Source organism: Kribbella sancticallisti (assembly GCF_039530625.1).
In the GTDB taxonomy this organism is placed as follows: Bacteria; Actinomycetota; Actinomycetes; order Propionibacteriales; family Kribbellaceae; genus Kribbella; species Kribbella sancticallisti.
In genome coordinates this window covers 39,707-62,529 of record NZ_BAAAOS010000005.1, presented here as the reverse complement: position 1 = coordinate 62,529, position 22,823 = coordinate 39,707, and the positions used below count along the sequence as shown (strand labels likewise).

At 69.3% G+C, this 22,823-nt stretch carries 18 protein-coding genes; 13 read left to right on the top strand and 5 right to left on the bottom strand.

Annotation, left to right across the window (positions count from 1 at the left end; translation table 11 throughout):
* Nucleotides 1-124: 124 nt before the first annotated feature.
* Nucleotides 125-610, top strand: coding sequence for a DUF1269 domain-containing protein (locus ABD255_RS01405; protein WP_344208858.1), 486 nt, complete (start codon nt 125-127; stop codon nt 608-610).
* Here ABD255_RS01405 and ABD255_RS01400 read toward each other — a convergent pair whose 3' ends face one another.
* Nucleotides 611-3,289, bottom strand: a complete 2,679-nt coding sequence (locus ABD255_RS01400) for a LuxR C-terminal-related transcriptional regulator (protein ID WP_344208856.1) — start codon at nt 3,287-3,289, stop codon at nt 611-613.
* A 467-nt stretch (nt 3,290-3,756) separates the two neighbouring features.
* Nucleotides 3,757-3,945 (bottom strand): hypothetical protein, encoded by a 189-nt coding sequence (locus ABD255_RS01395; protein ID WP_344208854.1) that lies wholly within the window; start codon nt 3,943-3,945, stop codon nt 3,757-3,759.
* A 141-nt stretch (nt 3,946-4,086) separates the two neighbouring features.
* On the opposite strand from ABD255_RS01395, the gene ABD255_RS01390 reads away from it, so the two are divergent.
* Complete coding sequence (locus ABD255_RS01390; RefSeq protein WP_344208852.1) at nt 4,087-5,961, top strand: hypothetical protein; 1,875 nt, start codon at nt 4,087-4,089, stop codon at nt 5,959-5,961.
* On the opposite strand, the gene ABD255_RS01385 is transcribed toward ABD255_RS01390, so the two are convergent.
* The gene (locus ABD255_RS01385; protein ID WP_344208850.1) at nt 5,958-7,325 is read right to left on the bottom strand and encodes a mycothione reductase; all 1,368 of its coding nucleotides are present in this window, start codon (nt 7,323-7,325) and stop codon (nt 5,958-5,960) included. The genes ABD255_RS01390 and ABD255_RS01385 overlap by 4 nt on opposite strands.
* Nucleotides 7,326-7,547: 222 nt before the next feature.
* On the opposite strand from ABD255_RS01385, the gene ABD255_RS01380 reads away from it, so the two are divergent.
* The 4 genes from ABD255_RS01380 (at nt 7,548) to ABD255_RS01365 (ending at nt 10,660) form a co-directional block, all read left to right on the top strand.
* Nucleotides 7,548-8,303, top strand: coding sequence for a DinB family protein (locus ABD255_RS01380; RefSeq protein ID WP_344208848.1), 756 nt, complete (start codon nt 7,548-7,550; stop codon nt 8,301-8,303).
* A gap of 104 nt (nt 8,304-8,407) precedes the next feature.
* The gene (locus ABD255_RS01375) at nt 8,408-9,436 is read left to right on the top strand and encodes a hypothetical protein (protein WP_344208846.1); all 1,029 of its coding nucleotides are present in this window, start codon (nt 8,408-8,410) and stop codon (nt 9,434-9,436) included.
* A 202-nt stretch (nt 9,437-9,638) separates the two neighbouring features.
* The gene (locus ABD255_RS01370) at nt 9,639-10,517 is read left to right on the top strand and encodes a TIGR03619 family F420-dependent LLM class oxidoreductase (RefSeq protein ID WP_344208844.1); all 879 of its coding nucleotides are present in this window, start codon (nt 9,639-9,641) and stop codon (nt 10,515-10,517) included.
* An 11-nt stretch (nt 10,518-10,528) separates the two neighbouring features.
* A complete protein-coding gene (locus ABD255_RS01365; RefSeq protein WP_344208842.1) occupies nt 10,529-10,660 on the top strand; it encodes a hypothetical protein in 132 nt (43 codons plus the stop codon).
* Here ABD255_RS01365 and ABD255_RS01360 read toward each other — a convergent pair.
* Both ABD255_RS01360 and ABD255_RS01355 read right to left on the bottom strand, forming a co-directional pair.
* Nucleotides 10,628-12,475: a Dyp-type peroxidase gene (locus tag ABD255_RS01360; protein WP_344208840.1), complete on the bottom strand. Its 1,848-nt coding sequence runs from the start codon at nt 12,473-12,475 to the stop codon at nt 10,628-10,630. The genes ABD255_RS01365 and ABD255_RS01360 overlap by 33 nt on opposite strands.
* Nucleotides 12,472-13,419: a hypothetical protein gene (locus tag ABD255_RS01355; protein ID WP_344208838.1), complete on the bottom strand. Its 948-nt coding sequence runs from the start codon at nt 13,417-13,419 to the stop codon at nt 12,472-12,474. Before ABD255_RS01355 ends, ABD255_RS01360 begins: the two co-directional genes overlap by 4 nt.
* A 133-nt stretch (nt 13,420-13,552) precedes the next feature.
* Between ABD255_RS01355 and ABD255_RS01350 the strand changes: the two genes are divergently transcribed.
* From ABD255_RS01350 to ABD255_RS01320, 7 genes are read left to right on the top strand one after another with little or no spacing between them, the layout of a single operon-like run.
* Nucleotides 13,553-14,872: a SidA/IucD/PvdA family monooxygenase gene (locus tag ABD255_RS01350; protein ID WP_344208836.1), complete on the top strand. Its 1,320-nt coding sequence runs from the start codon at nt 13,553-13,555 to the stop codon at nt 14,870-14,872.
* A gap of 34 nt (nt 14,873-14,906) precedes the next feature.
* Complete coding sequence (locus ABD255_RS01345; protein WP_344208833.1) at nt 14,907-16,427, top strand: PqqD family protein; 1,521 nt, start codon at nt 14,907-14,909, stop codon at nt 16,425-16,427.
* A gap of 2 nt (nt 16,428-16,429) precedes the next feature.
* Nucleotides 16,430-16,897, top strand: a complete 468-nt coding sequence (locus ABD255_RS01340; RefSeq protein WP_344208831.1) for a cupin domain-containing protein — start codon at nt 16,430-16,432, stop codon at nt 16,895-16,897.
* The gene (locus tag ABD255_RS01335; RefSeq protein ID WP_344208828.1) at nt 16,894-18,552 is read left to right on the top strand and encodes a class I tRNA ligase family protein; all 1,659 of its coding nucleotides are present in this window, start codon (nt 16,894-16,896) and stop codon (nt 18,550-18,552) included. The genes ABD255_RS01340 and ABD255_RS01335 overlap by 4 nt, the downstream gene beginning before the upstream one ends.
* A gap of 6 nt (nt 18,553-18,558) precedes the next feature.
* The gene (locus tag ABD255_RS01330) at nt 18,559-19,704 is read left to right on the top strand and encodes an NAD(P)/FAD-dependent oxidoreductase (RefSeq protein ID WP_344208826.1); all 1,146 of its coding nucleotides are present in this window, start codon (nt 18,559-18,561) and stop codon (nt 19,702-19,704) included.
* Nucleotides 19,705-19,710: 6 nt separating this feature from the next.
* Complete coding sequence (locus tag ABD255_RS01325; RefSeq protein ID WP_344208824.1) at nt 19,711-20,967, top strand: ATP-grasp domain-containing protein; 1,257 nt, start codon at nt 19,711-19,713, stop codon at nt 20,965-20,967.
* A gap of 29 nt (nt 20,968-20,996) precedes the next feature.
* Nucleotides 20,997-22,787: an ABC transporter substrate-binding protein gene (locus ABD255_RS01320; protein WP_344208822.1), complete on the top strand. Its 1,791-nt coding sequence runs from the start codon at nt 20,997-20,999 to the stop codon at nt 22,785-22,787.
* Nucleotides 22,788-22,823: the final 36 nt, after the last annotated feature.

Sequence of the window (22,823 nt, the reverse complement as noted above, 5' to 3'; positions counted from 1 at the left end):
GGGTACACGCTCACCGCACGATAAGGACGTGCCTGTCGGCGGCGGCTCACCCGCGGCGGGGGATGCCGGACCCGGCGAGTTCCGATTTGACTGCAGCCATCGGTGTGAGTGGAAGGAGTGTCCGATGGCCACGTTGACGGTGTGGAAGTTCCCGACCGCGAAGGGCGCGGAAGAGGCGGAGCAGACGCTCGGGGTGCTGCAGAAGCAGGAGTTGATCCGCGTTCATGACGCCGCGGTGGTCTCCTGGGCGGAGGGCGCGAAGAAGCCGAAGACCCGCCAGTTGCACAACCTGGCCGGCGCCGGAGCCCTCGGCGGCGCGTTCTGGGGAATGCTGTTCGGCCTCATCTTCTTCGTCCCGCTGCTCGGAGCCGCCATCGGTGCGGCCGCCGGCGCCGTGGCGGGTTCGCTCGGAGATGTCGGGATCGACGACGGCTTCATCAAGTCGGTTCGATCGAAGGTGACGCCGGGGACGTCGGCCTTGTTCGTGATGACCAGCGACGCGGTCATGGACAAGGTGCAGGACGCTTTCAAGGGACTGCAGGCCGAACTCATCCACACCAACCTGTCCACCGACCAGGAGGCCAAGCTCCGCGAGGTCTTCAGCGAGTGATCACAAGAGGTGGACACTACGGGCGACCCGTAAGGCAGCGGAGCGCTTCTCCACGCCGAGCTTGCGGTACAGCGCCATGATGTGGGTTTTGACGGTGTTCTCGGTGACGAACAAGGCCTGGGCGATCTCGGTGTACGAGCTACCTAGTGCGAGCTCGTCGAGGACATCCGCCTCGCGCGCGGTCAGCTGGATCCTGGCGCCGTTGATGACGGCGTCGAGCCGTCGAGGCGGTGGTTCGGGCGGCGCTACCGGGCGAGTCCGGTCGAGCATGGTGCTACCGCCGGCTTCACTCCACCCTGGCCGGTAGTCCGAGAGCTTGGTCAGCGCCGTGGACGCGAACGGGTGGGCCTTCAAGGCTTGGGCGTGCCTGCGCAGCAGGTCGAGGAACGCGGGCTCGCGACCCGCCGCGGTGAGCGCGAGGAACGTTCGCTGCGGCGCGACCCGGTTCAGGGCGTCGACCATCGCGACCTCGGCGGCGGTCTCGTCGCCGCTCCTCAGCAGCAGGACCGCTCGCACGGCCACCGCCGAGGCGGCCAGCACCGGATGAACCGTCGGCCGTGCGAGCGCGGCATCGATCGCTTCGATGGTCGCCTCGTTGTCACCCTGCAGGATCGTGCTGAGAGCCCGGATCAGCTCCGCCTCCGAGTCGTTTCCCGTCCTGTCGAGTGCGTCCAGCTGAGCGGCGACGGCCCCGGGGTCCCCGGTGAGGACGGCCACCGCGAAGCGCAGCAGGGCCAGGTCGCGAGCCAGGAACGACGGCAGCGGGCCGGCCGACGCCGGATCGGAGGCCAGCTCGGCCCGCGCCTCGTCGAGGCGGCCGTTCTCCATCAGGATGACCGCACGCAACATCACCCGCAGGACGTCGACAACGGTGTCGGCAGCGCCCACGTCAGCGGACTCCACCAATCGGTACCACCTCGGCGCGGCGGCGACATCGAGCTGGACGACAGCGGCGAGACCCAGCACGACGTGCGCCCGCACGCCGTAGTCCTCGACCATCTCACTGTCCCCGAAGGCATCGAGTGCTGCCAGCGCCGACCGCTCGGCGGTGTGCACCTGACCGCCGACGAACTCTACGACGGCACGATGGGCCAGTCCGCTCCCGATCAGTTGCCGATGGCCGGCCATCCGCGCGCTGACGAGCGCCTCGCCGAGGTGACCGAGCGCGGCCTCGAGCTCACCGGCCCACGTCTCCGCCGCGGCGAGCTCGATCAGCAGCCACGACAGCCGCTCCGGCCCCAGGATCGCCTTGTGCTGCCCGACCGTCGCCGGGCGTTCGAGCACCAGAACCTCTCGGGCCCGGGCGATCGCGTCGTGAACGTCGTACCAGCCGTACCGTGACCGCCACAACCGCAACAGCAGGGCGTCGGCCTCGAGCGCGTCGTCGTCCGGTGTCGCCGCCTCCGACGGAGACGCCGCCGTCGCCTCGTCGGCGGACGCCGCGTCCATCACAGCGCCGGTCATGTCACCCGTGAGCCGCCGCCGCAGCCCGCGAACACCGAGCAGGTGCGGGTGGGTGGCCACGTAGCCGTCCGGAAGGGCCTCGAAACCGGCGGCGACCAGGTTGAGGTCACCACCTGCCATCACGGCCGGGCCGTGGCTGACCAGCACCCGGGCGACCAGCCCGGCGTCGTCCGACGCGATCGCGTTGCGCAGCGCCTCGTCACCCTGCCCGCGATCCTCGTAGTACACCGCCGCTCGATGATGGGCCGCCGTCACCAGCCGGCCGTCCCCGGGGTTGCCGACGACGCGGCGCCGGAGCAACTCGACGAGGAGCGGGTGGAACCGGTACGTCGGCTCGCTCCCCGGGTCGGCGTACATCGTCACCAGCAGGCCGTTGCCGGCGAGGTCTTCCAGCATCGCCCCGGCGTCCGCATCGCCGCTCAGGACCTCGGCCAGATGTCCGGTCACGGACCTGGCCCGGAAAGTGCTCAGCAACACGGCCTGGATCCGATCCTGGAGCTTGCCCAACGTCTCGCCCAGGAGCAGATCCAGCACCGGTTGCTCCGTCGTCAGGATCGCCGCACTGGCTGCCTTCGAGCCGGCAGGACCGGCGATCGCCCGGGCCGCGAGCACCAGGGCGGCCGCCCAGCCGGCCGTCTTCCGCTGCAGCATCGCGACATCCTGGTCGGTGGCGTTCTCCGCATGCGCGTGGACGAGCGCGGCCGCCTCGCTGTCGGTGAACCGCAGGTCGCGGGAGCGAAGCGTCGACGCCTGACCCTTCAACTCGAGCTCGAGAACGGGCAACGGGAGGTCGTGCCGGCTCGCCAGCAGCAGCCGAATCGTGTGCGGAGCGTCGGCGAGTACCTGGGCCAGGGTCGCGACCGTCGCCGCAGGCAGCAGGTGGGCGTCGTCGACGACGACCGGGTCCGGCGCTGCCGCGGGATCCACAGCGTCCACCAGCGCATCCACCAGCGCGCTCGCGGTGTCCGGCTGCGCGGGCCGTCCTGAATCAGGTTCGGCTCGGTTGGCACCAGCCGCCTTGAGCAGCGTCTCCTCGACCGCGCCAGGTTCCTGTGCGGCCACCCACAACACCGCATGACCAGCCGCCCTGTACCGCGCGGCCCAGTCCGAGAGCAGAACCGTCTTGCCGGTGCCCGCGGGCGCGACCAGCATCGTCAGCGCTGAGCGAGATCCCCGATCGAGCGCTGAATAGAGCCGTTCACGGCGCACCAGCATCTGCGGCGGTCTCGGTACTCGCCTCGCGGCCGGCCGCCGTTCGTGCGCATAGCCTGGTGTCGGTATCGCCACCCGCCGCCCCTCCCCCGGCCGACGTGCCCCAGCCTTGTCGCTCCTCTGACTCGTTGCTCCGTGAGTTCCCGTTCCCCGGAAATCAGACTAGGCGGTTTGCGCCCGTTCCGGGAGGATCCACCGCTCGCGCCGACACGGCCCTGCCCGAGCACCATCGGTGGACGTCAACCTGCGACATTAAGCGCCAGTCACCGGCCGCGGCTCACCTGAGACGGGTGAACCGGCCGCGGATCCACCGGCGAACACTGGGCACGACTGCGGGTGCGGTCTCACCGGATGGGGGTGCGGTCTCACCGGAAGGGAGGGTCGGTCCGGATGACACACTCGCTGAACGGGCGGCGGTCCCCCATGAACTGCCCGGATCCGCGCGTACGGGCGGGTATGGCGTTCGGCGGCTACTCGCCGAAGATCTCTCGCAGCCTCGCTTCCTGGTCGGTCGACAGGTTGGTGTGGATGAGCTCGGCCTGCAGTCCCTTGAACACATGAACCCTGATCAACTCCTGCCTCTGCAGCACCTCCAGCGTCCGCTCCGCCTCTTCCGCGCCCTTCGCGCTCGGGAACTTCCACACCGTCAACGTGGCCATCTGGTGCTCCTCCCGCCGGTGACGACCAGAGCAGTCAATCCGCGCCGGCCCGGTGCGGCATCCCCCGCGTCGGGTGAACGGATGGGCGGTCGGCGGCTCAGGTGGCCGGCCGGACTCCTGGTATCGACGCTGGCATGCCTGTTGTTCGTACCTTCTCCGGCATCCGCCGGCATCTCCGACGAGCAGCGACTGGCTGAGCGTTTCGCCCCCGTGGTGGCCCTGGTACACCAGGACACGGAATGCGGGCCGGGCGAGCCGTACCAGCCGAGCGATGTCGACGCTTTCCTCGGCAACGAGAGCGTCGCGCTCCGCGGACCGTGGGACCGCGACGACCTGGTGAAGATCGCACCGACCACCGACGACCTGAGCAAGGGGCTCGCCGGGTATCACCTCGACTTCCCCGGGAACCCGCTCAAGCCGGGCTGTGACTACGAGCTCTGGGCGCGCGTCGCGACAGCCGGCACGCCACCGACGGTCTATGCCCACCTGGCGACCGAGACCGGGCGGAATGACCGGCTCGCGCTGCAGTACTGGTTCTACTACCCGTTCAACGACTACAACAACAAGCACGAGAGCGACTGGGAGACGGTCCAGCTGGTCTTCGCGGCGCAGGACGCGGCGGAGGCGCTCACGCAGCAACCCGTCGAGGTCGGTTACAGCCAGCACGAAGGCGTCGAGGTCGCCCGATGGGGAGATCCGAAGCTCGAACTCGTCGACGGCACCCATCCCGTCGTCCGGGTGGCGTCCGGATCGCACGCGAACTACTACGACGCGGCGCTGTTCCTCGGCCGGTCGTCCCAGCAGGGGTTCGGCTGCGACGACACCCGCACCCCGGCCGATTCGGTCCGGCCTGCGGTCAAGCTCATCCCCAGCGATCCCGCGGCGGCACGCGCGGCCCTTCCGTGGATCGCCTACGAGGGTCGTTGGGGCCAGCGCGAACAGGCCTTCTACAACGGGCCGACCGGTCCGGGCACGAAGGAACGATGGACCAACCCGATCAGCTTCGAGGAGGAGCACGGGCGCGACCGCAGCTACGCCGTACCGGCAGGCGGTCTGCTCGGCACCACAGCGACCGACTTCTTCTGCAGCGGCGTCGCCGACGGCTCGGATGTCGTCCGTAAGCTTGCTGACGACCCGACTCCCCTGCTGATCGGCGCGGGCCTGCTCATTCTCGTGGTCAGCTACCTCATTCGCCGGACCAGCTGGCGCCCGACCGCACCACTCCGCCTGGCCCGGCGTCGCGCGGGCGGTCAGGTCCTCGCGGCCGCGGCTCGCATGTACGTCTCCCGCTGGACGCTGTTCGTGCCGATCGGCCTCGTCGTCATTCCGGCCTTCCTGCTGGCGGGTGCCCTGCAGAGTCTGATCGTGGGGACTCCCAGGATCGCGGGCATCGCCGCGGGGGGCGAGGCCGGCGGGCTCCGCGTCACCGTGGCCGCACTCGTCAGCTACGTCATCGTCGGCATCGTCATCGTCGCGGTGCTGGGCGCGACCACTCGAGCCCTCGTTGAGATCGACGCCGAACGCGAGGTCGGGCCGCGCCGCGCGTACCAACTCTCGTCGGCGCACTGGCGCCGCGTGGTCGGCGCCCTGCTGGTCTCCACGATCCTCGTCGCGCTTCTCAGCCTGACGATCGTCCTGCTGCCGGTCGCGATCGCGTTGATCGTCGCCTTCGCGCTCTTCGTACCCGTGGTCGAACTCGAGGGTGAGTCCGCACCGGGGGCGCTGCGCCGCAGTGCCCAACTGGTTCGGCACCAGATCCTCAAGGTCGCCGCGCTGCTCGCGCTGTCCATCCTCCTCGCGACGGCGGTCGGCCCGCTCCTGGGCACCCTGATGATCCTGGCGACCAACGCTCCGTTCCCCCTGGCCAACGTGATCGCCGGACTCACGTTCGCGTTCCTGATGCCGTACGTCGCCCTCACCATGGCCTACGTCTACTTCGACACCCTGGTACGCGAGCAACTGCGCCGACTGGAACCGGCCGCCCCGCCAACCCTCCCGGCAGAGTTGGTCTCCTAGGCGTTCAGGTCGCGGAGGGCGTTGCTGACTACCTCGGTGAGGGCTGGGTGGATCCAGTAGGGCTGCTCGGCCAGGGTGCGGGCGTCGATGTCCAGTGTCATCGCCACCACCAGCGGCTGGATGAGGGTGGCGGCCTGCGGGCCCAAAATGTGCGCGCCGAGCAGGCGACCGGTGTCGCGATCGGCCAGCACCTTGCAGGATCCGGTGCTGTCCTCCATCGCCCAGCCGTACGCGACCTCGGCGTACTGGGTGCTTGTGGCAACATAATCGCGGCCCGCGTCCCGGCAGTCCTGCTCGGTGGCTCCCACCGACGCGATCTGCGGACTCGTGAAAACAGCCGCCGGTACGGCGTTGTGGTCCGTGGCGCGCAGGTCGTCCGGGTTGCGCAGGTTGTGCGCGACCACCTCGGCCTCCCGGTTCGCGACATGCTTGAGCGGGTACGGCGTACAGATGTCGCCCAGCGCGTAGACGCCGTCCACCTCGGTTCGCTGGTACTCGTCGACGACGATGCGGCCGTCGTCGTACGTGCTGATGCCGGCCTTCTCGAGATCGAGGTTGTCGCTGTTCGGAGTACGGCCGACAGCCACCAGCAGGGTGTCCGCTTCGATGACCGACCCGTCGTCGAGGATCAGCCGTAGCGCGCCGGGCTCCCCTTCGAGACCGGTCAGTTCGCGGCCGAGGTGAAGCTCGTAGCGGTCACTTACCAGCTCGGTGAACGCCTGGCAGATCGCCTCGTCCTGCGGCCCGAGCAGTTGGTCCGCCTGCTCGACGATGACGATCTCGCTGCCGGCCGCGGCGAGCACGTGCGCCAGCTCGATCGCGACGTACCCGCCACCGAGCACGGCCAATCGACGCGGCGGGCTGTCGATCCGCATGATCGTGTCCGACGTCTCGTACGGCAGGCCCGCCTCGGCCACCGGCGGCGGAACACTCGGGCGACCGCCGGCGGCGATCACGATCTGATCGCCTTCGACGGCGATCGATTCCTCGCCCAGCTCGATCTGGAGCTTCTTCGGACCGACGAACCGGGCGTGGCCGGAGTACACGGTCACGAAGTCGCTCTGCTCCCGGCCCGCGCGCCCCTCGGCCTCCTCGGCGTCGAGCCGCCGGAAGACCCGATCCCGCAGTTCGGTCCACCGCACCCCCCGCAGCTCGGCATCGACGTCGTACCGGCCTGCCCCGCGCACCGAGTCAGCCACCTCGGCGGCGTAGGCGAGCATCTTCGAGGGGATACACCCGACGTTCAGGCAGGTACCGCCGAACAGGTCCTCCTCGACGATCGCCACATCGAGGCCCGCGAACGAATCGTCGACCACCATGTTGCCGGAGCCGGTGCCGATGACAATCACGTCGTGATGCCGCATGAACCGGAGTCTACGGACCCGCCTCGCAACAGCCCTTCGACCGCGATTCGATTGCTCGTCGCAGGCCGTTCCGCTGTCTCCTCACAGTCACCGTCGCCACCACACCGAACGCGAGCCGGTCCCCAAAACAAGAACCATGACCCGACTCGGGGCGTTCTGCAGATCGGCCACTCGAGCCCGTCGAACGTGGCGCGGGTGGGATGGGTGCGGGAGACTGCTTCGATGGCTGCTGAGTATGTCCAGAGTGATCAGTTCCGTGGTGCGCGCATTCATCTGTGCGAGCTTGCCGGGCTCGAGATCCGCGATTGCGAGGTCAGCGGGCTGAAGATCGTCGACTGCTATGGCAGCGACGTCTATCTCGGTGGGGCTTTCGAGCGTGTGGTCGTCAACGACATCGACGTGACTGCCTACGTCGAGGCCGAACTCGACCGGCAGCAACCCACACGAGTGCTGGCGCGTGACGCGACCTCCCCCGACGACTACCGGGCCGCTTGGGACGCCATCGAGGGGCTGTGGGAGGCGACGCTCGAGCGCGCCAGGCGGCTGCCCGAGGCCAAGCTGCACGAGCAGGTCGACGGCGAGTGGTCGTTCGTCGAGACCCATAGGCACCTGCTTTTCGCCAGCGATGCCTGGCTCGGCAACGCCGTGCTCGAGGAGGAATCGCCGTACCACCCGTTGGGCTTCCCGGCCGGCGGGATGCCGCCCGACGAGGCGGCGAAGCTCGGCCTCACCCTCGAAGCCACCCCGACCCTCGACGACATACTCGCGCTGCGGTTCACCCGCATGGCCACGATGCGACGCGTCGTCGACGGCCTCACCGAGGCCGAGCTCGACCGGATCTGCGGTCGCAAGCCGGCGGACCCCTACCCCGACCAGGAGTACGTCGTACGCCGCTGCCTCAAGGTCATCCTGAAAGAAGAAGCCGAACACCACCGCTACGCCGTCCGCGATCTCGCCGTCCTCGAGGCCGACGCGTGAGCGAGTGAGGACGCCAACCCGCCGAACTTTTCTCGAAGAGCAGGCGTCTGACCTCGCACGGTGCCCCTTCCGGGGGCCGTTGCCATTTCGTCTGGGGGACGTACATGATTCGAAATCTGGTCGCCGTCGCGGCCACCGCCACGCTTCTCGTCACAGCGCTTCCGGCCACCCAGGCCGCAGCCGCCGGCCCTACCAGCCGGGCGAGTTGCACGAAGCAAGTTCTCAACCTTCCGGCCGACTCCCTGCCCGGGTCGAGCAAGGCTCGCACAGCGGATCCGTCCGGGCGCTACATCCTCGGCGAGGCGAACCGGGAGGGACGCATGCACGGTCAGGCCGTGCTCTGGGTGGACGGCGTACCGCGCTGGCTCGCGTCCCAGCCGGAGGGTGAGTCGTTCGCCTACTCGGTGATCAAGGGTGGGCTCGTCCTCGGCACCACCAGCAGCGAAACGAGAACCGACTACTGGATCTACTCGGTCGAGACCGACTCGTACCGGATCCTCGAACTGCCCGGCAACCTGCAGATCTACCTGCTCACCGGGATGAACCAGAACCAGGACATCCTCGGTACCGCCTGGGACGAGACGCTCGGGGAGCAGGTCCCGTTCGTCTGGCCGGCGGGCGGTCAACCGCGGCTGCTGCCCAAGCCGAGCGGCCAGGTCGTCTACGCCATGGACGACATCTCCGACGACGGTCTGGTCATCGGACGGCTGTACCTCCCGGACGGCCGACACACCAGCTACCTCTGGACGTCCTGGAACGCCGAGCCGACCCGGCTGTCCGGAGTACGCCAGAAGACTGTCTGGGCACGCGACATCGAAGGCCGTTGGATCGCCGGTCAGGAGACCGACGGTGACAACACCACCGGCTTGATCTGGAACACCCAGCACCCCCGCATCGTCAAGCTCGAGGACGGCGTGATCGACCTCAACAGCTCCCGCGACGCGGCCACCGCGGGCCTCTTCGGCCCGCTCGGCGACTACCCGTCCACGATCATCAAGAGCGACGGCACGAAGATCACCTTCCCCGAGGGCACCCTCCTCGAGCACATCTTCGAGCGCGGCACCCAGTGGACTGCCGCCGGGTACGACGTCAGTTCGGGCGTACTCGAGCCGATCGTCTACGCCTGCGAGTAACCACCAGAAACAAGAGCTACCCGCCTGCCCACCGGCCTCCCGGTGGGCAGGCGGCTTGGTTGTGGAGGCCCGCTCAGACGAACGACTTACCTCGTTGCCTCTTCCGGCACCGCCCGAAGGCAGCACGATGACCGATGCGCCGGTCCCGGCTCCGCCGTAACGTCGAGGCATTGATGCCGAGGAGTTGACGGAGGCGAAATCCATGGAACTGGGGATCGGTCTACCCACGTACGGACCGACGGCCGGCCCGGAGGCGATCGGCCGGGTCGCACAGGAGGCGGAACGGATCGGCCTGGGGTCGGTCTGGACGGGCGAGCGGCTGCTGCGGCCAACGGAGCCGATGATGCTGGGCGTCGGGCCGATGCCGCTCCCGGACTTCAACGGGAGCGTGTACGACCCGCTGGAGACGCTGAGCTACGTCGCGGCCAAGACCAGCAGGATCCGCCTGGGCACGAGCGTGTTGGACGCCTTGTTCCACCCACCACTCGTCCTGGCTCGCCGGCTGAGCACGGTGGACCAGCTGAGCGGCGGGCGGCTGATGGCCGGACTGGGGCAGGGCTGGATGGAGCAGGAGTTCGCCGCCGTGGGGGTCCCGGTGAACCGGCGCGGAGGGGGATTTGCCGAGCACATCGAGGCGATGCGCAGCCTGTGGAGTCCGGATCCGGTGAGCTTCGCCGGGCGCTTCTACCAGATCGCCGAAGGCGAGGCCGGACCCAAGCCGGTACGGCCGGAAGGGCCGGTACTGCTGGCGGGCGCGGGTGCGCCGGCCGCGGTGGAACGGGCTGCGCGGATGGGGCTCGGCCTCACCACGGTCTTCTTCGGGTGGGACGCGTTGCGCGGCACCGTCGAGATGTTCCGCGCCGCTGCCGGAGATGCCGCCTTGCCGATCGTGGTCCACGTCAACGGAGCGGTCACGACGAAGCCGGTCGGCGACCGGATGCCGCTGACCGGGGAAATCGACCAGGTGGCCGGGGAGCTGGCCGAACTGGTCTCGCTGGGCGTCGACCACGTCTTCTGGACCTCACCCGACACCGATCCCGACGAACTGCTCGAGGCCCTCGCGCAGTTGCAGGCACGCTGAGGAGAACAGAAATGCCGAAAGTCGTCGCGACCATGTCGATGTGGCCGGACGGATTCGTCGCCGACCCCGCCGACGGGGTGGACACGATCGCGACCGGTGAAGGTCTTCGGTCAGCCGGTGGCGAGGGGGCCGCGGAGGGCTGAGATGGGCGGGGCGAAGAAGTAGCCGCCGCCGGTCGGGGTGACGAGGTCGTCGGCGAGTTCGATCGTGGTGGTCGAGCCGTCGGCGGCCGGGAGGGCGACCGTGCGCCGGCGGTCGCCCCGCAGGTCGCGCTGGCCGATGATCGGGTCGACGCCACCGACGTTGGGCTGTACGGGCGAGTTGGCCCAGCGCCGGGTGACGAACTCGAACTGATCCTCGATCGACGCCATGTACGCGGCGAACAGCAGGCCGCGCTCGGCCGCCTCCAGTTCGGGAGACGGGTCCGCGACGCCGGCGATCGGTTCACCGTACGGGATGCCGCGGCGGAGCATCAGCCGCAGGAACGTGTCCGCGGGCGTGCCGAAGTCGGTGCCGCTGTCCCGCGGGTGGACCTTGCGGATGTGGGCGGCGAACGGACACACCTGGCCGAGCAGGTCCCCGGTCGCGGGCTGGTGCGTGTCGCCGGGGTATCCGGGGAGATCGACCAGCGCGGACGGGCGGGTCTCGTCGTCGAAGAGGAAGTGGTTGTTGGCGAATTCGTCGCCGGCCAGGGCCGCGTCGTCGGCATCGGGCGAGCGCAGGAGCGGAGCCCCGCTCGGCCAGCGACCGACGAGCATCGACGCGAGCCTGACCGGGGTCGTCCCCATCGCCGCGGCGGCGGTCGCCGCCATCTCCCAGAAGCCGACGACGTCCTGGTCGAGGCGTCGGCACACCAGGTACGAGCCGCGCCGGGCCCACTTGGGGAACGCCTTGGTGGGTGGGGCAGGGATCGTCGGGTCCTGATGGTGCTGGCGGGGCTCGCCGAGCAGGAACTGACCGGGCCACACCAGCGGCTGGCCGGGCTTGGCGAAGAGCTCAGCGTGGGGGTCGTCGGCGTCGAGGAAGCGGGGCGTGAGGTGGTCGTCCGGCGAGGTCGCCCGTCGGCCGCGCACACCCGGCTGGGAAATGCCGTCCTTGAACCCGAAGTGCTCGTGGCCCTGCAGGTTCCCGGGCAGAGTGTCGCCGCGCTGGCCGTGGAGCAGCGTGATGCCGTGGGCACTGGCGTGGTCGAGGATCTCGTCGACCGAGGCGGTCAGGTCCTCCGGGTCATCGGCAGCGACGATCACCAAGGCGTCTGCCTCGTTGTCCGGGCCGCCCACGACCCAGTTGGCACGATGACCCCGGTGAGCGGGGTCGGTCGGGTCGCCCAGGTAGGTGGACCGCTCGGCCAGGCCTTGCCGGAAGCTCTGTTCGCCGAAGGTGCGCGCATCGGTGTCGCCGGCGAGCGCCGTGATGGCCGGGAACGAGAACGCGACCGCCGTCCAGGTGGCGCGGAGTCCGGGTTCGCGAACGCCGAGGCGTAGGCGCAGCGCGCGGAACTCGCGCCGGAAGTCCAGCACCTCGTCCATCGCGGTGATACGAGGCGCCAGCCAGCCCACCCACTCACGGGCGCCGTCGACGTCCCCGAAGCGCAGGAACAGGAACTGCTGGTGGTCCTTGTTGAACCCGGGCACGATGTTGCCCTGGATGTCAGCGGCGGCCTCGGCGTCGTAGACAGGCTCGCCGGCCAACGCCCGCGGACGCCGATCGCCGGCGGCCGGCGTCGTCTCCCCCGCCGCCTCGGCTCCCTCAGCCCCGACCGCCTCGGCGCCGATCGGCTCGGCCGCGGCCCGGCCTAGCCGCGCACCCGCACCACCCGGCGAGGCACCACCCGGGGAGGCTTCGATCGGCGGCGTCGCCGGAGCACCGCCGCTGCTTGCGGGGAGTTCGATGCCCGACAGCAGCGCCGTCTGGGTTTCGCCGAGCGCGGCCAGAGCGTTGGCCGCGTCGCCGTTCACAGGGGACCCCGATCGATGACGCCGTGGGCCGACATGATCACGTGCTCGGCGATCTGGCCGCCGTAGGCAATGGGGCGGCCGCCGATGCGGATGTCTCCGACCCGGTACCCCGCTGCCGGCGGCACCTCGTAGACCAACCGCAGCGCCGCGCCCCGCTTGCCACGGACAACAGTCCAGTGGTCATCCACGGGATCGCCGCCGGGATCGGTCCACCCCGAGTCGTCCCAGTCGATGATGAGCGGACCGGGCGGGTCGTCGGTGGCGACAGCGAATCCCTTGCGGTTGATCGACCAGAGGTCGAGGTTGATCCGGGCGTCGGCGCCGGTCTCGCGGCCGTACGGCAGTGCGTCGTAACCGTCGAGCGCGGTGCCGGTGCGCTCGGCCTCCTGCGAGACGCCGAGCAGGTCCTTCATGGAGTTGATCGGCATGATGTAGTGCACGATGCCGTGGGTGGTGTTCCAGCGGTTCCTCGGGTTGTACTTGCCGTGGGCACCGAACAGGTCCTTGGGCCGGACCGCGGGATCGACCAACTCCTGGTACAGCGCCACGACCCGGTCGGGGTCGACCGCGGCGAGCGCCTTCCAGTACTCCGGTGTCTCGGTCGTGAACGTGACCCGCACGATCACGCCGCTGGGATCGCGATCCACGTGCCACTCGAGGTACTCGATCTGGGTGGACCGGTCCTCGCCCTTGGCGAACGCTGCCTCGCGGTCGTCGCGGTGCTGCATCAGCAGGGGTCGCGAGAAGCCGGTCCAGGTGTAGGCCCGGGTGGCGGTGACGTCCAGGTCGCGCTCGCTGGGATCGACGTAGGCGCCGGATCCGCTGAGCGGGGTCGACGGTGCGATCAGGCCGCCGATGGTGGCGTGCCAGCGGTCGAACAGTGGCGAGCCGGCCGGGACGTCGTGGAGCGACCCTGGCGTGCCGAACCTGTCCACCAAGCTCATGGCCCGAAACCCTATGCCAAGTTGGTCACTGTCGGTAGGGGCGTGCCGCGACCGGCTCGACGTGTATCAACGGCGAGTGGCCGGCGGCTCTCGGAAGGAGAGGTGACGACGACCGGCGACGAAGGCGGCACAGATGTCAGAACAGATGTCCAGGTCCGATGTGGAAGTCGAACTGCTCGCGATCGGCGCCGGGCCGTCGAATCTCGGGCTCGCGGTCGCACTCGAGGAGTTGGCGCCGGACCTCGCGGAGAACTCCCTCCTGATCGACCGGAACCAGACGATCGAGTGGCAGCAGGGCATGCTGATGTCCTGGGCCACCAGCCAGGTCTCGTTCCTCAAGGACCTGGTCACCCAGCGGGACCCGCGCAGCAAGTTCTCGTTCCTGAACCACCTGTACGAGACCGGCCGGCTGGACGAGTTCGTCAACATGAGCACCTTCACGCCCTACCGGGTCGAGTTCGCGGAGTACCTGCGCTGGGTGGCGGGCTCACTCGGCAAGGTCCGGATCGAGCTGGGGCGCGAGTGCGTGGGAGTACGGCCGCGACGAGACGAGGCCGGCGCGGTGACGGGCTGGGTCACCACTCTCGCCGACGGTACCGCGATCACCAGCCGGTACCTCGTGTACGGCGGCAGCCGGGAAGCGAACATCCCGCCGGTGTTCGCCGACGTACCGCGCAACCGGATCGTGCACAGCACCGAGTACCGCCAGCGCGTGACCCAGATGTCCGGGGAGCTGCCGTACCGGGTCGCCCTGGTGGGCAGTTCGCAGAGCGCCGCCGAGATGTTCCGCGCACTGCGCGACGACCTGCCCGACAGCGAGGTCACCTGGCTGATGCGGTCCATCGGGCTGAGCTCGGACCAGTCCAGCAAGTTCACCAACGAGTTGTACTACCCGTCGTTCGTGGACGAGTTCTACGACGCCCCGCCCGCGGCTCGCGAGCAGATTCTCCGGGAGCTGTACCGGACCAACTACTCCGTCGTCACTCCCCCGATGCTGGAGCATCTGTACGCCGACCTGTACCTGGACCGGTTCAACGAGCGCACCGAGCGGCGACTCGTCCCGATGGTCGACATCACCGCCGCCCGCGAGGCCGGCGACGAGGTGGTGCTGGAGCTCACCGACCGGCGGACCGGTGCCGTCACCGAACTGGCCCGCGACCTGGTCTTCCTGGGCACCGGTTTCGACACCCGGATGCCGCGGCTGGTCCGCGACCTGGCGAGCGATCTCGAGCTGGACCGGATCGATGTCTCCCGGCAGTACCGGCTGGAGCTCGGCACCGACAGCGCCGCGGCCTGCTACCTCCAGGGCGTCAACGAGGACACCCACGGCATCTCCGACTCGCTGCTCAGTGTGCTGGCCCAACGGGCCGAGGAGATCTGTCGCGACATCGTCGCGCACCGGGAGCGAATCCCGGCAGGGGCTGTATCAGCCGAGGAGTCGGCGACGCTCTAACGGGTGGGAAGCGCCCAGCCTGGAGGAGAACCGGATGACAATGCTCGAACTGGATCGTCCCCCGGCCGACGACGTCGCACGGGCCCGGGACCAGGCGTTCGCAGGTCTGCGAGCAGCGATGCCGCCGGACATCATGGCCGAGGCGTTGCGCTGCAGCGCCCAACTCGTGGCCGAGTTGCCGAACCCGCTGGAGCTCGAACGCAACCTCGTCCTGGTGGCGTTCGGCGGCGGCAAGGACAGCGCGTACACACTGGCCTTCGTCCGCGCGATGCAGCTGATCCTGGACAAGGTGCACGGCCGCACGTTCCGGATGCGGGTGGCGACCAACCGCCATGCGGGCATGCCCCGCGCCGTGCTGGAGAACATCGACCGCGAGTACCGCGCGCTGCGGCTCACCGACGACCCGGACTGCGAACTGCTGCTGGTGGACGGCGACGAGATCAGCGAGTTCGACGTCGACTCGCCGCAGCGCGAGCAGGTGATCCGGCGCAACCGGCTCGACATCCTGATGACCGGCCACCGGACCTTCGCCGACGGACGGCCGACGTTCTGCAACTCCTGCAACCTCAGCGTCTTCAACGCGTTCGGGCTGGCGGCGTCGTACGGCGAGGGCGCCGACGTGCTGATCACCGGCGACTCACCGCAGGAGCAGCGCCAGTACACCTTCTGGGTCGGTCGGCTGGCCCGCCGGCTCCGGACCGGGCCGACCGCCCGGCCGCGCGAAGGCCAGAGCGGGTTCGGCCGGGTGCTGGGCCAGCTCGACGGCATCGCCCAGTCGTACTTCGCCGACATCCACGGTCCGGAGGCGGCCGGCGCGATCGCCGATCGCCGGGTCAGCAGCGACGTACCGGACCGGCTGCGGTTCTTCTCCATCTACGGCGAGACCGCGTACGCCGCCGGCGACCACTTCGAGCTGCTGACCGGGTTCCTCGGCTTCCAGTTCGACGACCTCGCCTTCAGCTTCACCGAGTCCGACTGCGCGAACCCGGCGCTGATGGCCCACCTGCGCGGGCTGAAGGCGGAGCGCCTCTTCCAGCGCTCGTACGACGAGGGCCTGGCCGAGTACGTCGAGTTCGCCCTCGGCCTGATGCGCAAGAAGGACATCCCCGAGAGCTTGGTGGAGATGATGCGCGCCCGCTACGACAGCCCGGACGCGCTGAAGCGGATGCGGGTCGCCGCCGAGGAGTACGCGCTGGAGACCTTCGGGATCACCGAGGACCAACTGGTCTGCATGACCTACTCCCCCTTCGCCGGACAGGGTGAGGGACTCGAACAGTTCCTGGAGCGCGAGCACCCGAAGCTGGCCGGCCGGCTCGCCGAGATCCACCACCTGCTGGCCGGTGAGGCGGCAGATCCGGACCTGCTCTCCGAGCTGGAGCGGATCAGCGGCCTCGAGACCAGCCAGTTGCGCGTGCTGTACAGCCGGACGGTGCAGGCGCCCGGCGGCGGCGGCACGATCGACCTGATCCTGGCGGGCGACCCGCACAAGGCCGTCATCGAGACCCGCCACACCCACGACGGTCCGAACACCTTCGAGCAGATTTCGGGACGGTAACCATGGTCGTACACATCTCCCGGCTGGATCGCGACAACCTCTTGCACGAGTACGGCGTGGACACCCAGCGGCTGCAGCCGTGGCCGGTACTGAACGCCCCGTTCGAGTTCTCGTACGCGGTCTGCCGGGCGGGCACGGTCTCCAAGCTGCACACCCATCACGAGCAGGAGATCTTCGTCGCCGTCGCCGGCGAGTGCATCCTCGAGTGCGGCGGCGAACAGCAGCCCTTCCGGGCCGGCGACGTCACCTACTTCACGCCCGGCCAGCTGCACCGGGTGCACAACCACAACGACGAGGACTTCGTCTTCTGCAGCATCTGGTGGGACCCGGAGATGACCCACCGGTTCCTCGCCGAGCACGCCGGGTCGGAGACCGAGGCGCTCGCCGCGAAGGCGGCCGCGAACGTCGCCGAGAACGCCCAGGCCGCCGAGGCCATCGAGACCGCCGAGCGAGTAGGAGCCAGCGAATGACCCGACTGCTGCCGTCCGACGACGACCGTCCCGTCCTCGTCCTCGGTCCGAACCCGACCCCGAACGGCGGGATGCACCTCGGCCACATCGCCGGCCCGTACCTGGCCGGCGACGTCTACGCGCGGTACCAGCGAGCCCGTGGCCGCAACGTCATCTTCACCTCCGAGACCGACGACAGCCAGACCTACGTGGTGGCCTCGGCGGGCCGGGAGGGCATCACGCCGGAAGAGCTGTGCGAGCGCTCGACGGCGAAGATCCAGGCGGCCCTGAGTGCGATCGGCATCTCGATCGACGGGTTCGGCCCGTTCGACCAGACCTACCGCGCCACCGTGCTGCAGTACTTCAGCGCCTTGCACGCCGCCGGCGTGTTCCGGCTGAAGACCGTCCGGCTGCCATACCTCGAACGGACCGGCGAGTTCATGGTCGAGGGCCTGATCGAGGGCGACTGCCCGGTCTGCCTGACGACCAGCCGGGGCGGTCTGTGCGAGACCTGCTGCCACCCGAACAACTTCGACCAGTTGCTCGATCCACATTCGACGATCGATCCCACCGACAAGCTGACCTACCGCGAGGCCACCATCATGGTGCTGCCGCTGGAGGAGTACCGCGACCGGCTGACGGAGTACCACGAGAAGCTGGCCGCGCACCGCCGGCCGCACGTCCGGCAGATGATCGCCGAACTGCTGGCCCGGCCGCTGCAGGACGTGCCGATCACGTTCCCGCTGAACTGGGGCATCGAGGCGCCGTTCCCGGAGACTCCCGGGCAGGTGCTCAACGCGTGGCTCGAGCTGATCCCGGCCGGCATGTTCACCACGTCCTACGCCGCGATGAAGCTCGGCCGGGACACGGTGCCCGGCGAGTTGTGGCGGACGGCCGAGAACCTGCGGATCGTGCACTTCCTGGGCTTCGACAACGCCTACTACTTCTGCCTGCCGCACATCGCGATGCTGATGGCGCACGGCGACAAGTACGTCTGGCCGGAATCCATCATCAACAACGAGTTCTACGAGCTGGAGAGCACGAAGTTCTCCACCAGCAAGGGCCATGTGCTGACACCCGAGGAGCTCCTGAAAGAGGTGCCGCGCGATGTCGCCCGGCTCTACCTGGCGCTCACGGCACCGGAGTACCAGCGGTCCACCTTCAGCCGGACCGGCCTGGACAAGATGGCCGAGGAGCGGCTGGTCGGTCCCTGGAACCAGCTGGCCGGGACGCTGGCCAAGGCCGTCGCGAACGCCGGCGACGACAGCACCCCGCTGCCGGTCTCGCCCGCGGCGAGGGGCCGGGTCGCCACCATGCTCGAGCGGTTCGACCTCGGCTACGAGATGCCGACGTTCAATCTGAACCGTTCGGCGGACACCGTGCTGGTCCACATCGACCGGTTGCGGCGGCGTGCGGCCGTACTCGACGAAGTCGGACTGGACCAGGAGCCCGAGGCTTGGGGCGACCTGTTCTGCGAGGTGAAGGCGCTGCTGGCGCTCGCTTCGCCGATCCTCATCGACCTGGCCGCGGCAGCGCGCGAAGCCGGCGGCTTCGACGACTTGCCCGACGCCGGGACACTGGTCACCGGAGCTTTCGACGTCACCGAGGTCACGCCGTTCGCTCCGCCACTGCTGCCGGCCGGCCCGACCAGCGGTGACCTCGCCGGAGGCGAGTGATCCCAGATGCGGATCACCGTGGTCGGCGCTGGGGTGATCGGACTGCTCACCGCGATCGAGTGCGCCCGCACGGCCGGCGTGGACCGGGTCGATCTCGTCGACGCCGGTCCGATCCCCTCACCGTCGGCCACCTCGAACGACCGGCTCCGGGCGGTTCGCGCCCTGCATCGCGGCGAACCGGCGTTGACCTCGGCGGCCGTCCAGGCGCAGGCCGGCTGGATGGAAATCGAGAGCCTGGTCGGCTCGCGGTTCTACCATCCGGCCGGGGCTCTTACCGCGATGCCGACGCTGGACGTCGCGACGGAGCTCGCCCTCCTCACCGCGGCCGGTGCGAAGGCCTCAGCGCTGTCGCCGGAAGACCTGGCGAGCCGGTACCCGCAAGCGCGGTTCGCGGCCGGGACCGGTGCGGTGCTGGAGGCCACGGCCGGCGTCGTCCTGGCCGACCACGCGCTGGTCGCGCTGGCGCGCTGGCTGGGCAGCCAGGCTCGGGTCCGGCTGCACCCGCACCGGCGGGCTGTCGAGGTCTCCCAGAACGACCGGGTCGTGATGATCCGGTACGCCGACGGCGGGTCCCATACCGCCGACCGGGTGGTGATGGCAGCCGGTCCCTGGTCCCGCGAGCTAGTACCGGCCGCCATCGCTTCCGACCTCACGCTGTACCGGCAGAGCATGCTGTCGTACCAGCCGCCGACCGGGCGGGATTGGGCCCGAATGCCAACGTTGCTTGGACTCGGGCCGGCCCGCGACGCCTGGCTGATGCCGACGGTGCCGCAGTCGGACGCGCCGATGCGGCTGAGTGCGGCGAGCGCCTGCCGGCCGGTGGCCGAGATGAGCGATCGGGGCACTCCCGACCAGTGGCGCGAACACCTGGTCGGCGTGTTCTCCGAGTTGCTGCCAGGCTTCGATCCGGCCGCGGTGGTCGACTCCACCGACGGCTACTACCTGGCCGAACGCACGCGCGGCGGACCGCTGCTGGCGACGTACGGCGGGGGCAGCGTCCTGGCGTATGCGGCCTGCGGCGGGATGTCCTTCAAGTTCGCGCCGCGGATCGCCCGGACGATCGCCGATCGCGCCGTTGGCACCCCACCCAGCCCGACCGGCCTTGACTCGATCGACAGGCCGCGACAGCTCGCCGCGGTCGGTGAGGAGTAGACGACCATGAAGCTGCTCGCACTCGAAGCCGTCCAGAACGCCGGCTACTACCAGTCCCGCTACCGCCAGGTCGAGGAGTTCGGCGGCACCCTGTTCGTGCTCAACGGCCTCGGCGAACCGGACTACTGGCCGGCCCCGCGGTACCGGATCGCAGGCTCCAAACACATCGACGACATCATCGCTGCCGCCCGCGACTGGCACGCCGCCGAGCGGTTCGACGGCGTGCTCACCTTCTCCGAGTCAGGAGTCCTCACGGTCGCCGCGGTGGCCGAGGCACTCGGGCTGCCCGGTGTGGGCCTCGAGGCGGCCAGGATCAGCCGGAACAAACTGCTGATGCGGGAGGCCCAGTCGCGCGGCGGCGCTCCGGTGCCCCGGTTCCGGCTGGTCCCCGACGTCACCGCGGCGCTCGCGGCGGCGGCGGAGTTCGGCTACCCGATCATCCTCAAGCCGACTTTGGGTGCCGCGAGCAACTTCGTGTTCAGGATCAACGGTCCGGACGAGTTGCGGACCCGGTTCCCGCAGGCGCTCGACGGGATGGCGCGGATGTCGTGGTTCCAGATGGAGGCCGACGGCCTCGACCCCGGGCCGTACGGGCTGCTGGTGGAGTCCTTCCTGGACGGGCAGGAGATGCAGATCGAAGCCGTCGCCTGGGACGACGAGGTGTACCTGGGCTCGATCGTCGACCGGATCACGATCGAGGGCGACACCTTCGACGACGATGCGCACCGGGCGCCGACCACGCTCGCGCCCGGTGACCTGGCCGCCGTGCACGAGGTCGTCACCACGGCGGCCCACGCGCAGGGACTCCGGCGCAGCGTGATGCACGCCGAGGTCCGCTTCCACCAGGGCAGGCCGCACCTGCTGGAGATCGCCGTACGGCCCGGCGGTGGCGGGCTGGACTACTTCGCCAGGCTGAGCACCGGCTACTGCCCGATCCGCGGCGCGATGGCCGCCGCTGCCGGCGTGAAGCCCGACGTCCACCACTACCGCCCGACCGGTGTGCATCTGGCCGGCACCTGCCTCATCAGCGGGCCCGGCCGGATCGAGGAGATCACCGTGCCGCCGGCAGTCGCCGAGTCCGACCGGGTGTTCTTCCTGAAGATCACCGCGAAGCCCGGCGACGTGATCCGGCGGCCACCGGACGGCAACAACATCCTCGGCTTCCTCTGCACCCGCGGAGCCACGTTCGACGAAGCGATCCGGACGGCGTACGAGTTCGCCGGGCAGATCGACGTACGGCTGGCGCAGCCGGCCACAGCCTGACTGACTCATTCCGACGAGAGGTGACCTGGATGTCCACTGCGTTGACCGACCAGCAGTCCGACAAGCCGTCCGAGGACGGCCGGCCGATCAAGGGTGGCACCGTCACCTGGGCCTGCAACCCCGGCTTCCCGCCGGCAGCCATCTTCCCGTTCACGCCCCGGGAACGGATCGGCATCCGGAACCTGTACGAGTTCCAGGTGCTGATGTTCCGCCCGCTCTACTGGCTCGGCTTCGAGGGCCGGCCCGAGGTGGACCCCGACCAGAGCCTGGCCTACCCGCCGGAGTGGAGCGAGGACGGGCTGAGCGTCACCATCACGCTGAAGCCCTGGCAGTGGTCCAACGGTGAGCCGATCTGCGCGGACAACGTGATGTTCTGGGTGAACATGATGGCGGTGAAGGGTGACCGGCTCGGCTACTACGTGCCCGGCTACTTCCCGGACAACCTGACGTCGTACGAGAAGGTTGCCGAGGACAAGGTCCGGTTCACCTTCAACGAGGTGTATTCCAAGACCTGGATCGAGATGAACCAGTTGTCGCTAATCACGCCGATGCCGAAGGCCTGGGACCGGACCGCCGACGGTCCGGCCCGGGCGTCGTTCGGCAAGGACGACATCCCGGCCGTCTACGACTACCTGGTGGCGGAGAACGGCGACTGGACCGAGGAGGCCAACCTGCACCGCGGTGACTGGGCCGACAGCCCCGTGTGGAGCGTGGTCAACGGTCCGTGGAGGCTGAAGAGCTACACCGTCGAAGGCCTCGTCACGTTCGTCCCGAACGAGCAGTACTCCGGCCCGAACAAGCCGCACCTGGACGAGTTCCGGCAGGTGCAGAACGACACCGACGAACTGATGTACGAACGGTTGCTGGCCGGCCCGGACGCACCGGACGGAATCCAGATCGGCTACCTGCCGCCCGGGATGGAGGTCACCGACGGTGGTCCGGACCCGTTGGCGGACAAGTACCGGGTGGTGCCGCAGGACGTGTTCGTGGTCCGCTACATGCCGTTCAACTTCGACAACGACTCCACCGCGGCGAAGATCTACCAGCATGCCTACGTCCGGCAGGCGCTGCAGATGTGCCTCGACCAGGACCGGGCGATCCGGGAGATCTTCAATGGGAACGCCTACCGGATGGACGGCCCGGTGCCGCTGTCACCGCCGAACCCCCACGTGTCGCCCAAGCAACGCAAGGACCCGATGCCGTTCGACCCCGCGGCCGCCAACGAACTGCTCGAGGCGCACGGCTGGGACACCAGCACGCTGCCGGCCGGCTGCGTGCAGCCCGGTGAGGTGGCCGGCTGCGCCGGCGAGGGCGTCGAGATCGGCGACCGGATGACCTTCGCGATCCGCTACGTCGAGGGCAAGTCCGCGCTGCTGCGGATGCTGGAGATGTTCAAAGAGGACGCTGCCAAGGCGGGGATCGAGCTGAGGCTGGAGCCCGTCTACGGCTCGGTGATGGTGGCCGAGGACCACGCCCCGAACGTGGCGAGCAAGCGGCTGTGGGAGATCAACACCTGGAACGGCGGCTGGTCGTACTACGGTCACCTGACCGGCGAGATGCTGTTCCGCACCGGCGGCGGCAGCAACTTCGGCGACTACAGCGACCCGAAGGCCGACGAGTTGATCGACCGGACGGTGCACAGCGACGACCCGGAAGCGATGTTCGAGTACCAGGACTACATCGCCGAGCAGGTGCCGGCCATCTGGTCACCGGGCTTCCCGAACCGGATGTTCGAGGTCGCGAAGAACCTGCGCGGGGTCGAGCCGGTCAACCCGTACGGCCTGATCAACCCCGAGGACTGGTACTACGTCGAGGAGTGACCCACTCCCCCGGCAACGAGAACACCGCCCCGGCCG

Bases quoted from the DNA above. Each gene is read 5' to 3' on its own strand.
- ABD255_RS01370 (WP_344208844.1), top strand. From the start codon at position 9,639: ATGGAACTGGGGATCGGTCTACCCACGTACGGACCGACGGCCGGCCCG.
- ABD255_RS01375 (WP_344208846.1), top strand. From the start codon at position 8,408: ATGATTCGAAATCTGGTCGCCGTCGCGGCCACCGCCACGCTTCTCGTC.
- ABD255_RS01325 (WP_344208824.1), top strand. From the start codon at position 19,711: ATGAAGCTGCTCGCACTCGAAGCCGTCCAGAACGCCGGCTACTACCAG.
- ABD255_RS01400 (WP_344208856.1), bottom strand. From the start codon at position 3,289: ATGCTGGTGCGCCGTGAACGGCTCTATTCAGCGCTCGATCGGGGATCT.
- ABD255_RS01320 (WP_344208822.1), top strand. From the start codon at position 20,997: ATGTCCACTGCGTTGACCGACCAGCAGTCCGACAAGCCGTCCGAGGAC.
- ABD255_RS01395 (WP_344208854.1), bottom strand. From the start codon at position 3,945: ATGGCCACGTTGACGGTGTGGAAGTTCCCGAGCGCGAAGGGCGCGGAA.
- ABD255_RS01405 (WP_344208858.1), top strand. From the start codon at position 125: ATGGCCACGTTGACGGTGTGGAAGTTCCCGACCGCGAAGGGCGCGGAA.
- ABD255_RS01340 (WP_344208831.1), top strand. From the start codon at position 16,430: ATGGTCGTACACATCTCCCGGCTGGATCGCGACAACCTCTTGCACGAG.
- ABD255_RS01355 (WP_344208838.1), bottom strand. From the start codon at position 13,419: ATGAGCTTGGTGGACAGGTTCGGCACGCCAGGGTCGCTCCACGACGTC.
- ABD255_RS01380 (WP_344208848.1), top strand. From the start codon at position 7,548: ATGGCTGCTGAGTATGTCCAGAGTGATCAGTTCCGTGGTGCGCGCATT.
- ABD255_RS01350 (WP_344208836.1), top strand. From the start codon at position 13,553: ATGTCAGAACAGATGTCCAGGTCCGATGTGGAAGTCGAACTGCTCGCG.
- ABD255_RS01335 (WP_344208828.1), top strand. From the start codon at position 16,894: ATGACCCGACTGCTGCCGTCCGACGACGACCGTCCCGTCCTCGTCCTC.
- ABD255_RS01330 (WP_344208826.1), top strand. From the start codon at position 18,559: ATGCGGATCACCGTGGTCGGCGCTGGGGTGATCGGACTGCTCACCGCG.
- ABD255_RS01365 (WP_344208842.1), top strand. From the start codon at position 10,529: ATGCCGAAAGTCGTCGCGACCATGTCGATGTGGCCGGACGGATTCGTC.
- ABD255_RS01345 (WP_344208833.1), top strand. From the start codon at position 14,907: ATGACAATGCTCGAACTGGATCGTCCCCCGGCCGACGACGTCGCACGG.
- ABD255_RS01385 (WP_344208850.1), bottom strand. From the start codon at position 7,325: ATGCGGCATCACGACGTGATTGTCATCGGCACCGGCTCCGGCAACATG.